Genomic DNA, 11543 nt, shown 5'->3' on the forward strand with positions numbered 1-11543 from the left:
GAGTAATAATGTCCACTCAACTTATTTAAAACCCAAAGTTTCAAATTATGGACAGACTTACCAGCATCGAGATTTTTGTCAAAGCGGTAGAATCGGGCTCTTTTACCGGTGCTGGTGAGTTATTGAATATGTCATCTCAGTTGGTCGGTAAACATGTTAAAGCCTTGGAGCAGGATCTAGGCGTAAAACTACTTAACCGCACAACCCGCCGCCAGCACCTTACTGATGTGGGTCGTAATTTTTATGACCGGGCCCGCAATATTTTGGCCGAAATGGAGGCTGCAAAGAACCTTGCTCATGAAGTGAGAGCCATCCCTACCGGTACATTGAGGGTGAGTGCTTCTGTCTCTTTCGGTGTTAATGCGCTGGCTAAAGTCCTCCCCCTCTATATGAAGGAAAACCCGGAAGTTAATGTGGAGATGTCGTTAACCAATCGCACAGTAGACATCATCGATGAAGGGTTCGATATTGTATTTCGCGTCGGGGAACTGTCTGACAGTGGGTTGATTGGGCGAAGCCTCAAACCTTATAAATTAGTACTGTGTGCTTCACCGGGCTATCTGAAACGCTACCCAGCAATTCGTCACCCTGAAGACTTGAGAAAACACGAGTGCCTTGGTTTCTCGTTTACTGAATTACGGAGTCGTTGGACATTCCAATCAACAAATGAACTAATCACAGTGCCTGTGACAGGAAAGCTAATGGTAGACAGCGGTGAGGTTCTTCTTGAAGCGGCAAAAGCCGGTATGGGTGTCATGTTGCAACCATCAGAACTGGTTGAAAGAGAGATTGCTTCAGGCGCATTGGTTGAGGTACTCCCCGATTACCCGGTTCCAACCCGCCCCATGCATCTGGTCTATGCGCCGGATAAACGGATGACACCCAAAATGCGCAGTTTTATTGACTTTGTAATGCTTCACTTTGGCGCCTCATAAACCCTACCTTTTCAACTAACTTCCAAGCCATTTTTTGAAACCGCGTGTTTTTAATGTTGTATTAAAGCGCGTATTTATCCTTTCATCTGTTTGCTTACACTCTCTTTAAATTAAACAGGAGCGAACACATGAAAAAACTCATTCTTCCACTTACTTTACTTAGTTCGATAGCCGCTGCAGACACCCTGAACTGGGATGGTCGCGTATTCGAGCCCGTTAACGTCAAAGCCGAAATCGTCGATTTTCAGGGCGAAAAAGTTATGAAGGTTGAACGTGATTTGGAGGCATTTCCTTTCGAGAAATCAATAGAAGTAGAAACTGTTGATGACCGACATTTCCTTAAATTGAAAAATTTCGAATTTCGTGATGGCACCTTTGAAGTAAAGCTATTATCCCGGATTCAACAGCCTACACCGATGGCATCATCGCAAGGGTTTATAGGCTTGTATTTCCGCGTAAACGACGATAACTCAGCGTTTGAGTCGATTTACCTGCGCCCCAATGCCGGACGTTCAGACATTCAGGCGATGCGCAATCATACGGTGCAGTACTTTGCCTTTCCAGGATACAAGTTTGCAGATCTTCGAGATGAAGCACCGGGCTTGTATGAAACCTGGGCTGATATTGGTCTTGATGAATGGATCACCATGCGAATACAAGTGACCGGCGAAAAAGCAGAGCTATATCTTAACGATGCAAAATATGCCTCTTTTATCGTCAATAAAATGAAAGGCACATCAAAAGCCGGAACGTTAGGTTTATATGTCGACATAGGTACCGAAGGCTATTTCAAAGATTTAAAGATAATTTCCTCGATTCACCCGGATACTGGGGATATATAAATGGAAAAAAGCCACTGATCTTACTCAGTGGCTTTTAACAATCAGGTTTAGGGTTCTGAATTTCAGAAACCGCTGAACTTGCTTATTCAGGCTTCATCGCTTTAATAAACAGCTTATCGGTATTACCACGAATACTGCTATCAAAAACCGATATGGCATGTGAGTCGCTTGCATTGTGATAAAGCGAAGAAGACTCGATGTGAGTAAATCCGGCTTTCTTCAACATGGGCGTTAATACTGTCGGATCTAAGCGATGAAGCTCGCTATTATTCTGTCCTTTCACACCAACATGATCGGTTAAAGCCAGCGTGCCGCCTGGCTTAAGTGCTTTGAACAGCGTATTGATGATGGCCTGTCCGAGTTCAGGATCCCGGTTATAGTAATCATGTAAATTGTTACCCCAAAACGCCACATCGACAGATGAATTCAGAGGGATTTCTGTCATTTCCCACACCTGCATTTCTACATTCGATAAACGGTCTTCATCAGTGCGGGCGATTAACGGCGCCACATATTTACCGTCCATCAATTTCATCGCAAAGCCATCGTTTTGTGCAATGACATGGCCGCTTTGACCTACCGCAGCGGAAAAGATCTCAGTGGCATAACCGCCGCCAGCGCCCACATCTAACACGGTATCGCCTTGTGATATACCCAAAAACGCCACCATTTTAACGGGTTGCCGCTGTGCATCCTGTGCTTTATCTGCCGCTGGCCGACTCAGCGATTGCAATGCCGTTTGTAACTGCGTAGCAACCAATGTGTTATCCGATGTCGTTACTGCTATGCCTGGGGTGGTGAAACTGGCTAATAGTGCTGTTGCCAGCAATGTGTGTTTAAGCTTTTTCATGTATCGCTCCTCATTAGTACTAAATGCATAGTAACGGGCATGAATCAGAAGATTGAGAGGGCTATTTATTCAGCTTATGAAACGCTTTGTTGTTAATAAATCAGGTCGAGGTAAAAAAGACTAATTGGAGGGCATCGGGTTGGAACAGATTTAAAGCTTGAAATGACATCACCCGAAGTACAATGACTTCGGGTGAGCTGATGCGGTATTACTGATCAAGAAATGGTTCAATACAGGCCCACACAGCATCAAAATTAACAGCGAAGACTGGGTGAGGTGTATTGGGAATAATGGCTAGCTGAGCATCCGGCAGCATTTTATATGCAGCTAGCACAGTATGTAGTGGTGCGTTCATGTCATTTTCGCCTGCGAGCACAAGTACCGGAGCGTGTATGGATTCAAACAGTGGCTTTTCAACTGTTGTCCGATCATACTGTTTGTTGGCCTGTTTAAACCATTGCTCAGTTTTTGCGGGCTCCGGCCGGATTTGCGCCTGTTGAGCCCAATAACGGGGATCTATATCGACAAGAATCTGAAATGGTGTACTTCTGTCTTTTCTTCCGCCCTGAACAAACCCTTCTTTCCACTCACCTGCGCCTATTGCCACCAGTTTATGAACCGCATCAGGATAGTCTGCTGCAAATTGATAGCCCGTATAGGCGCCGTCACTAAAGCCGATAACATCAACTCTTTCCACGCCAAGTTCAGTCAGTACAGCTTTAAGATCTTTGGCCTTTTGCGCATAGTCAGGTGCCACTGAACCAATATCTGATTTACCGTGACCCCGTGTATTCACAAGAATAACCTGATGATCATTTTTCAACTTATCAGCGAATTGCCCCATCTCAGCAAGAGAACCAACTAAGCCGCCATGAAGCAATACGACAGGTGAGCCCTCACCATACACTTCGAAATAGATATTAGCGTCTCCTGACCGCACAAATCTTCCTGTTGCAATGTTATTTCCGTAAGGTGTTTCACTTACGTAACTGCTCGGAGTTTGTCCAAACCAGCGTAAGACCTGATTCGGTTTCACCTCGGTGGCGTGCAATGTTTGAGTGGCAATGGTAAGAGTAAGGGTCAGTAGCGCAAGCAGCTTCATAAGTAAAATAGTGGTGGTTAAAGATGCATAAATATTAGCTCCATCCTGGATGGTAGATAAATGTTAAACGAGTACACACACTTGAAATGTTTATTATCAAATGAATTAAATATGTCTACTACATTCTATTCAACGCTTATCTTTATTCCCCACTTCAGCGACAACCATCCAGTACAGCACTAACATCACTACAACAAATACTACTGTAAATATCATTCCTAACACCGTGCCGCCGCTTGCTTGCGCAGGTGCAGCGAGGAATAAGGTTAAAATAAGTAGATACAGTTTCATGCGACACCCCACGTTTATTTTCACGCGCTTCCTTTTTTACAGATGGAAGGCTTGGTAGTTGACGATATCCACAATATCCCGACTGCATGCTTTCAAACAGATACAAACCAAAGGCACTTTTATATAACAGATCATAATCACAGCTGTTATAGTTCAATTCGCATCTGCATGAGGGGCGATATGTGGCAAAGTACGAGACCTTAGCGAGTCAAATTAAGCAGCAAATTGAACGTGGGATCTGGCAGGAGAATGAGAAACTGCCATCTTTACGCAAGCAAGCGCAAATCAGTGGCTATAGTTTGATGACAGTGCTGAATGCTTATCAGCTTCTTGAAAGCCAGGGCCTTATCAGTTCCCGGGAACGCTCCGGTTTTATCGTTACCGCCCCCACGCGCCCTTCTTCGATGAACAACGTGCAAGCGGCTGACGCAGTAAGTATTAATGACTTTGTTTATGAGGTAGTCCAGGCCTCCCGAGATCCACACATGTTTGGCCTCGGATTTGCGTACCCCGATCCCACGCTGTACCCCAGGCAGCAACTCAACAAATCCATCGGCGCTGCCGCGCAGCAAATATCACTTACCAGTGCCATGGATAACTTTCCGCCGGGCAACGAAGAGTTACGAAAAATTATCGCCAAAAGGTATGCCGCCAGAGGCATGAATATTTCGCCAGACGAAATTGTCATTACCGCTGGGGCGCTCGAAGCGCTGAACCTGAGTTTGCAATGTTGCATTCGCCCTGGCGATTGGGTTGTTATTGAATCACCGGTATTTTATGGCGCGATGCAGGCGCTGGAAAGGTTAGGATTAAAAGTGATCACCGTCGCTGTCACGCCAGAAAATGGACTGGATATTGCGGCACTGGAGCGCGCTTTTCAGAATTATCCGGTAAAAGCCTGCTGGCTTATGAGTAGCTTTCAAAACCCCATTGGGTATTCATTATCGGATGAGAAAAAACAGCGCATTGCACGATTATTGGAAACGTATGACGTCGCCCTCATCGAAGACGATGTTTATGCCGAATTGTACGCGTCATCCGCACCACCACTCCCAATAAAGCACTTTACGACGAACGGGAATAGCATGCTGTGTTCTTCGTTCTCGAAATCCCTTGTTGCAGGATACCGCATTGGTTGGGTTGCCGCTGGCCGTCATTGTATGACTATTCAAAAGCAACAACTCATGACCACATTAGCAACGAGTGCTCCAATTCAAATGGCTCTGGTTGATTACTTAAAAAGCAGAAATTATGAGTCTCACCTGAATCAGCTCCGAAAAAAACTGATTATCCGTAAGAAAGCGATGGCTGCATTCTTAAAAGAGAACCTGCAGAATGTCGCCACAATTCACATCGATGACGGTGGTTATTTTCTGTGGATAGAGTGCCAACCTCAGGTAGACACCATAGACATCTATCGTGAAGCGCTTCGCATGCATATTACGATTGCGCCTGGAAAGCTCTTTACCCTGAACAACGAGTTTGCTCACTGCTTCAGGCTAAATGCTTCGTTTGAATTAACCGATACCCGCCGGGCGCTTTTATCAAAATTAACGCGCTATATCCAAAAGATCAGCGTATAGCGCTTAGGGTTGATTAGGCTGTGAGATCCATAGACTGTAATTTCTCTACCAGCAGGTCGCGAAGATCATCCGCTTCCAATGCTTTGCTATAGTAGTACCCCTGATATTCCTGGCCCTTCAACGAGCGCACAAATTCGAGTTGTTCTTCGGTTTCAATGCCTTCTGTTGTGACCTGAAGATTGAGGATCTGCGCCAGTGCAATCACCGACTTCACGATAGCTGCATCCTGCTCGTTCACCACCGCCTCAGACATAAAGCTTTTATCAATTTTAAGTCTGTCGATAGGGAAACGTCGCAGCTGTGCCAGATTTGAGTAACCCGTTCCAAAATCATCAATGGATATCGACACGCCAATATCACGAAGCTGAAACATCACTTCCTGGGCATATTTAGGGTCTTTAACCAACGTGCTTTCAGTTAATTCAAGTTCCAACCTACGGGGATTCAATCCTGTATCTTCAAGTACCTGACGAACACTATCAATGAAACCGCGATGGCTTAATTGCATTGCAGAGATATTCACAGCAATCGGCAGCGGCTTGCCATTCTCATGCTCCCATTTCGCGGAAAACTGACACGCCGTTTTCAGAACCCAGTCACCAAGCGGCAAAATCAGGTTAGAGTCTTCAGCGAATGGAATAAGTTCGTCGGGCGTTACCACACCAAGCTCTTCGTCCTGCCAGCGGATAAGTGCCTCAACCCCAGTAACCACACCGGTTAATACATCCACTTTAGGCTGGTACGCCAGATGAAGGCTGCCGTTTGCTAAAGCCAAACGCAGGCGTTCATCCATTTTTGCTCTTCGCTCAGTGCCGCTGGTCATATCTTGTTGATAAAACACATAGCTGTTTCGCCCTGATTTTTTCGCGGCATACATGGCTGCATCGGCATAAACCATCAGCTCGTGCATTTGCTCTGCATGTTCAGGATACATACTCACGCCAACGCTGCTCGACACATTCACCATCACATCTTCAATTTGAAACGGCTGCTGCAAGGTTTCGACAATACGGAAAGCCAGGCTTTCAGCGGTCTTTTTGGAGGGATTTCCCTGAATGAGAACCATAAATTCATCACCCCCTACCCGGGCGACAAGATCGGTATCACGCACCGCTGCACTCAGTCGCGCCGCAGATTGTTTAATAAGAATGTCGCCAACATGATGACCGAGCGAATCGTTTATCTTCTTGAAGTGATCAAGGTCGACAAAGAAAACACTAAAAGAATCGCAGCCTTCGCTGAGCAATTCCGTGATCTTCTCTTCAAAGAATAACCGGTTAGGTAATTTTGTTAGCGGGTCCCGGTACACCATACCCTTAAGCTCGGTATTGGCTTCGCTTAACGACGCCGCCAGTTGCGCATTGGCCGAAGTGAGGTGTGTATCGTAAATAGAAAGCAGCAATGCACCAAGCATGATGATGACAGAAACCGTTGCCACATAAATCGCTAGCAGCGCTGGCGATAAGCCATCGTCATTGTTCATCATTGCATGCTCAGGATAAATGGTCGCAGCCATGCCGGTATAATGCATACCGGTGATACCCAGCGCCATTACCAGCCCTGCGCCTGTGCGATACCACAATGATGGACGTTGCTTTGAAGTTGGGTTAAGCCTGAAAACCAGCCACAACGCGGCGCCAGATGCAGTAACGGCAATTAGCACGGAAAGCGCGAAGATAAACGGCTGATAACTGAGTTCACCGTGAATTTGCATTGCCGCCATCCCGATATAATGCATCAGGCAAACCCCCGCTCCCATAAGCGCAGCCCCGGAACATAAACGAGTCGCAGTTAACTTGCCGGTTTTCACCACCGTTAGTGCCAGTGCGGAAGACAGCACAGCAGCGGCAAAGGAGATAACGGTGAGAGGAATGTTGTAAGCAACGGCTGAAGACATGTCCATGGCCAGCATGCCCACGAAATGCATGGCCCAGATCCCGACTCCCATTGAAAATGCACCACCTCCAAGCCACAACTTTGATGCCAGACCTTTCGTTGCTCTAAGGCGTCCCGCCATATCCAACGCGGTGAGTGAAGCGATAAACGCAACTCCCAGCGATAACGCCACGAGTCCAATGTGATACTGTGCTTCCATTTCTTTGCCCTTTCGTTAGCAACTGTGCATGCCATTTCCCTTCAATTTTTAAAAGACAGGAAGTATAGACAGTGACAAAACATCAGCCTTAAATATTAGACTTAAGTCTAATTAGTCGAATTTCATTTTAAAATCACTGCAATACAACGAGGATATGAAAAGTTATACCTGAGCGGTAAGTATGTCGATAAAGGCATTGATTCTTGCTGGTCGGAAACGGGCATAGGGAAGCACGGCGTACACATGCCCCGATGGCAAATGCCAGTTTGGTAAAACGCTTATCAATGTGCCTGCATCAAGTTCAGATTTCACCGAATAGTCTGGCAATACAGAGAGCCCCGTCCCTGATAATAATGCTGTTTTCACAGCCAGTGTTTTGTCCATCGATATCCTAGACTCAAACGCAACAAGCTGTTCCTCCTCGAATTGACTGACAAAGCGCCAGTCTAACGGCTGCTTCAAAACCGTATTTGCAATAAAGGGAAGATGCGCTAATTGCTCCGGTGTAGTGAGCTCCTGAACTTTCGGTTCGAAGGCCTTTGAGGCCACCAGCAACTGTTTAAAATCACCAATTTTGCGCGCCTGAACATTATGCTCTTTCAACCAGCCAACGCGAATACCCAATTCCAGGTTTTCTTTTGCTAAATCAAGAGCGCAGTCTTCCAGCACAAGATTCACTTTACAAAGTGGGTAGCGCTCAGTGAACAGCTTTATGGCAGGTACAACGCGATCAATACCAAAATCTAACGGTGCGGTAAGATTAAGCGTGCCTTCTGGCGTACTATTATATCGGTGCAACTCTCCAAATGCGTCCTCAGCCTCTTTTAGAATTTTTGTACATCTCTGGTAGAAACTCTCACCGATAGGCGTGAATTGAATTCTGCGCGTGGTTCTAAGTAGCAGCGTGGTCTGAAACTCACTCTCTAATCGGGCAATTTGCTGGCTCACCACAGCCTTACTGATCCCCATTTTATCAGCAGCGGCGGTGAATGAACCGGTTTCATAAAGGGCCACAAAGTATGAAAGCCTTCGAAGATTATTCAGAGACTCGCCGCCAGATTGATTGTTAGTTTTTAACATACAATTGATTAGCTATAGGTGAATTTATCAAATAATAGTATTGAATTAGCATCGGGTAAATAGTATCCACAGGGCTGGTAGCGAGTGTTTAAGAACCGTTTTCCTCCCTTATCGTTACCCAGGCAACTTGCCGTTAAAACGGAAATCCAAATGAGAAAACGCGCTCTATTCAACCAGGCCAATCGATTATTGCTTTGCATCGCCATAGCTTTATCGACCTTTGCCGTTCATGCCGCAAATCTTGATTTAACCTACTTACCCAGTGGTCAAGCCGGTTTTTCTCGTGCTCCAACACTGATAAGCAATGGCGAACAAGCCATTCTTATTGATGGTGGCTTTACCTATTCTGAAGCGCAGAAAACTATTCAGGCCATAAAAGATGCGAATAAACAGCTAAAAGCGATATTTGTTTCTCACAACGATCCCGATTATTACTTCAATTTAAAGCCAATCACCGAGGCATTTCCACAGGCAGAAATACTTGCAGCACCCGATACCGTCGCCGCCATAATGCGAACCGTAGAGCTTAAAATAAAAGTGTGGGGCGATATGCTGAAAGATAACGGCCCTCAATCACTGGAAGATATGGTGATTCCTAAGCCCTACTCTTCTTCGTCACTTAAATTAGGTAATGATGTTATTGAAATTAAAAATGCGGAAACGGGACTATCAGATAGGCACTATCTTTGGATCCCCACGTTGAAGGCAATTGTAGGTGGTGTGTTGGTATTCAGTGACATGCATGTTTGGGTGGCAGACACACAAAAAGACGCTGAACGTCATGCATGGATTAACACACTAAACAATATGATTGCATTACAACCTGAGTTGGTGGTGCCAGGACATATGCTTCCTACCTCAGCGACAGACGCATCAGCCCTGATGTTCACCAGAGACTATTTATTAGAATTCGAGAAAGCATCGCAAGCGCAATCGAGTGAAAAAATTATCAGCCAGATGCAGAAATCTTATCCTCAACTTTCTGGACTGCCCTCGTTGGAACTTAGCGCGAAAGTCATTGCCGGTGAGATGCAGTGGCCGTAATAAATAATACGTAATGTTAGCCAGTGTGGCCTTTCGAGCCACGCTGGTCATAAGCAATACAACAATTCAGACTGAATTATTGACGCATTTAGTGCAAAAAGTGTTTCACTTAGTCTCACTTAACCATGGGAAATTCCAGTTAGCGTTTTTCTCCGGTTATAAAATTTCCTTTCTTTTTTCATAGTAGAAAAAGCCATTTCCGGCCTCGAGACCGCGATGGATGTTCCAGGGTTTTACTCCCTACGAACGACGTACCAGCCCCGGTCGCACTATAAACTCTGATTGAAGAAAGGACTGTTGATAATGCGATCTACACTCTTTTACAGATACCTGTATGCGACACTAAAAGAAACATGCGTCTGGCGGTTTGTCTCTGTCGGTAAATCATTAAAACTACTGTGGACCGTTTTCGCGGTCTCAGCTATCACCTTCCCCGCTACCGCTAATGAACTCAATAATGGGGGCTACGTTGAGGGCGAAATTGCGGTTGCCCAAGAAGTTGATACTTGGACGTTTGAGGGTGATGCGGGGGATATTGTATCGCTCCAGATGACTGATGAAAACCAAGTCGAATTTGCGCCTCTACTTCGTGTTTATTCACCATCAGGCACACTTCTCAGTAGTGCCTATGCTCACAACGTGCCGCGTATTGATCGGTTGGAACTCCCTGAGTCTGGCAGTTATACCGTGACTGCCCAGGACGCAGATATTAGTGGTTCCAGCGGCGATGATGACACAGGCGCTTATCGCATCTATTTCGTAAAACCACCTGTTAGCGAGCATGGCGCTTTACTTAACGGCAGCTACGTAGAAGAAACCATCGAATTGGGTGACATCGATAGTTGGCAATTTGATGGTGATACAGGCGATATTATTTCCATGCAGATTACTGATGAAGATTTAGCAGGGCTAGCTCCGCTGGTTAGGATCTATACCCCTTCTGGCGCATTTCTGCAGAGCGCCTTCGATCACAATGTTGCCCGCTTCGACCGTCTCGAACTCCCCGAATCAGGCAGCTACACCGTGGTCGTGCAAGATGCAGATATATCAGGTTCGAGTGGCTACCATCAAACCGGGAACTATCGCATCTACTTCGTCAAGCCGCCAATCAATGAACATGGCTTTCTGATTAACGGCGGTTATGTAGAGGAAACCATCGAATTAGGTGATATCGATACCTGGCAGTTTGATGGTGACGCAGGCGACATTATTTCCATGCAGATTACTGATGAAGACTTAGCAGGGCTGGCGCCGCTGGTTCGAATTTATACGCCTTCAGGTGCATTTTTACAGAGTGCCTACGATCATAATGTTGCTCGATTCGACCGTCTCGAACTCCCCGAATCTGGCAGCTATACCGTGGTCATGCAAGATGCAAACATTTCCGGTTCCAGTGGTCATTACCAGACCGGTGACTATCGCATCTACTTCGTTAAGCCGCCAGTCAATGAACATGGCTCCCTGATTAATGGCGGCTATGTGGAGGAAACCATCGAATTAGGTGATATTGATACCTGGCAGTTTGATGGTGACGCAGGCGACATTATTTCCATGCAGATTACTGATGAAGACTTAGCAGGGCTGGCACCGCTGGTTCGGATCTATACCCCTTCAGGTGCATTTCTGCAAAGCGCCTTCGATCACAATGTTGCTCGGTTCGACCGTCTAGAACTTCCTGAATCTGGCAGCTACACCGTGGTCATGCAGGACGCAAACATTTC

General features: G+C 46.0%; 9 protein-coding genes and 1 pseudogene. 5 read left to right on the forward strand and 5 right to left on the reverse strand.

Annotated elements, in window-relative coordinates; genetic code table 11:
- The first annotated feature begins 47 nt into the window (after positions 1-47).
- Together BFC18_RS19335 and BFC18_RS19340 are read left to right on the forward strand one after the other, a co-directional pair.
- A complete protein-coding gene (locus tag BFC18_RS19335) occupies positions 48-935 on the forward strand; it encodes a LysR family transcriptional regulator (protein ID WP_070127248.1) in 888 nt (295 codons plus the stop codon).
- Between the two features lie 128 nt (positions 936-1063).
- Positions 1064-1777, forward strand: a complete 714-nt coding sequence (locus BFC18_RS19340) for a 3-keto-alpha-glucoside-1,2-lyase-like domain-containing protein (protein ID WP_070127250.1) — start codon at positions 1064-1066, stop codon at positions 1775-1777.
- A gap of 82 nt (positions 1778-1859) precedes the next feature.
- Here BFC18_RS19340 and BFC18_RS19345 read toward each other — a convergent pair whose 3' ends face one another.
- The 3 genes from BFC18_RS19345 to BFC18_RS21780 form a co-directional block, all read right to left on the reverse strand.
- Positions 1860-2627 (reverse strand): methyltransferase domain-containing protein, encoded by a 768-nt coding sequence (locus BFC18_RS19345; RefSeq protein ID WP_070127252.1) that lies wholly within the window; start codon positions 2625-2627, stop codon positions 1860-1862.
- Between the two features lie 208 nt (positions 2628-2835).
- Positions 2836-3729 (reverse strand): alpha/beta fold hydrolase, encoded by an 894-nt coding sequence (locus BFC18_RS19350; protein WP_070127254.1) that lies wholly within the window; start codon positions 3727-3729, stop codon positions 2836-2838.
- Between the two features lie 129 nt (positions 3730-3858).
- Positions 3859-4020: a hypothetical protein gene (locus BFC18_RS21780; RefSeq protein ID WP_170826630.1), complete on the reverse strand. Its 162-nt coding sequence runs from the start codon at positions 4018-4020 to the stop codon at positions 3859-3861.
- A gap of 182 nt (positions 4021-4202) precedes the next feature.
- On the opposite strand from BFC18_RS21780, the gene BFC18_RS19355 reads away from it, so the two are divergent.
- The gene (locus tag BFC18_RS19355; RefSeq protein ID WP_070127255.1) at positions 4203-5603 is read left to right on the forward strand and encodes an aminotransferase-like domain-containing protein; all 1401 of its coding nucleotides are present in this window, start codon (positions 4203-4205) and stop codon (positions 5601-5603) included.
- 13 nt (positions 5604-5616) lie between these two features.
- On the opposite strand, the gene BFC18_RS19360 is transcribed toward BFC18_RS19355, so the two are convergent.
- Together BFC18_RS19360 and BFC18_RS19365 are read right to left on the reverse strand one after the other, a co-directional pair.
- Positions 5617-7698 (reverse strand): bifunctional diguanylate cyclase/phosphodiesterase, encoded by a 2082-nt coding sequence (locus BFC18_RS19360; protein ID WP_070127257.1) that lies wholly within the window; start codon positions 7696-7698, stop codon positions 5617-5619.
- 162 nt (positions 7699-7860) lie between these two features.
- Positions 7861-8778, reverse strand: a complete 918-nt coding sequence (locus tag BFC18_RS19365) for a LysR family transcriptional regulator (protein WP_070127259.1) — start codon at positions 8776-8778, stop codon at positions 7861-7863.
- Positions 8779-8928: 150 nt separating this feature from the next.
- On the opposite strand from BFC18_RS19365, the gene BFC18_RS19370 reads away from it, so the two are divergent.
- Both BFC18_RS19370 and BFC18_RS21785 read left to right on the forward strand, forming a co-directional pair.
- Positions 8929-9822: an MBL fold metallo-hydrolase gene (locus BFC18_RS19370; protein ID WP_070127261.1), complete on the forward strand. Its 894-nt coding sequence runs from the start codon at positions 8929-8931 to the stop codon at positions 9820-9822.
- A gap of 303 nt (positions 9823-10125) precedes the next feature.
- Positions 10126-11543: pseudogene (locus tag BFC18_RS21785) on the forward strand (hypothetical protein); the annotation flags it as partial.

It is taken from the genome of Alteromonas confluentis (assembly GCF_001757105.1).
GTDB classification, from domain to species: domain Bacteria; phylum Pseudomonadota; class Gammaproteobacteria; order Enterobacterales; family Alteromonadaceae; genus Alteromonas; species Alteromonas confluentis.

What these genes read in the sequence shown, in the direction of transcription:
- BFC18_RS19335 (WP_070127248.1), top strand. Translation starts at nt 48, where the DNA reads ATGGACAGACTTACCAGCATCGAGATTTTTGTCAAAGCGGTAGAATCG.
- BFC18_RS19340 (WP_070127250.1), top strand. Translation starts at nt 1,064, where the DNA reads ATGAAAAAACTCATTCTTCCACTTACTTTACTTAGTTCGATAGCCGCT.
- BFC18_RS19345 (WP_070127252.1), bottom strand. Translation starts at nt 2,627, where the DNA reads ATGAAAAAGCTTAAACACACATTGCTGGCAACAGCACTATTAGCCAGT.
- BFC18_RS19350 (WP_070127254.1), bottom strand. Translation starts at nt 3,729, where the DNA reads ATGAAGCTGCTTGCGCTACTGACCCTTACTCTTACCATTGCCACTCAA.
- BFC18_RS21780 (WP_170826630.1), bottom strand. Translation starts at nt 4,020, where the DNA reads ATGAAACTGTATCTACTTATTTTAACCTTATTCCTCGCTGCACCTGCG.
- BFC18_RS19360 (WP_070127257.1), bottom strand. Translation starts at nt 7,698, where the DNA reads ATGGAAGCACAGTATCACATTGGACTCGTGGCGTTATCGCTGGGAGTT.
- BFC18_RS19365 (WP_070127259.1), bottom strand. Translation starts at nt 8,778, where the DNA reads ATGTTAAAAACTAACAATCAATCTGGCGGCGAGTCTCTGAATAATCTT.
- BFC18_RS19370 (WP_070127261.1), top strand. Translation starts at nt 8,929, where the DNA reads ATGAGAAAACGCGCTCTATTCAACCAGGCCAATCGATTATTGCTTTGC.